Source organism: Aeromonas schubertii (assembly GCF_000820105.1).
Taxonomy (GTDB): domain Bacteria; phylum Pseudomonadota; class Gammaproteobacteria; order Enterobacterales; family Aeromonadaceae; genus Aeromonas; species Aeromonas schubertii.
Map to the genome: position 1 here is coordinate 1 of NZ_CDDB01000027.1, position 622 is coordinate 622.

1 protein-coding gene is annotated in these 622 nt (G+C 56.8%); it reads right to left on the reverse strand.

The window, feature by feature from the left end; all coding sequences use genetic code 11:
• Nucleotides 1-12: 12 nt before the first annotated feature.
• Nucleotides 13-622: transposase (locus BN1133_RS05160; protein ID WP_157432338.1), on the reverse strand; the 610-nt coding region annotated here is incomplete at its 5' end.

Here is a 622-nt window from a genome sequence, read left to right on the forward strand (position 1 = left end):
AATGCCAGTCAGTTAAGACTGACTGGCATTGTTTTTATTGGATTTTTTTACGCTGTACTTCTGCGGTCTTGGCTTCACGCAGCGGGGGTAACTTCGCTCCATCCTATCGGGTAACACAAACTGCCCCGCTTGTTTCTCCAACTCCGCCACCCGCTTAGGGATATTCCCCGGTGACATGAACGGCATACAGCTCAACTCATGGACGAGATAGACCGATGCCATGTGAAAACTGAGCTGACTCGCCGTGTACCCTTTCAGGCTTGCCGCCATCTTCACCATCTGGCTACGCAGCAGGTTGTACGCCAGCAACACGCCCCACAGCTCCTGTCGTATCCCTGCTGCCTTCTTGCTGCGCAGGGTCAGTCGGTGCTGTTGCAGGCTGTGTTTCATCTCCCGATAGCCCAGCTCGATTTCCCAACGGTGGCTGTAGAGGTCGACGATATCCGCCCCCGGGAAGCGCATCGGGTCGACCATCGAGGTCAACACTTGTCGCTCTTTGCCGTTGATATGGCGGGTGAGCAAGCGGGCTTTCACCGTGTCGGGTAACTGCGGCCACTTTTTGCGGGCCTGCGGACTGGTTTTGAGCAGTACCAGGGCATCCTGGCGGCCCAGCTTGTGCACC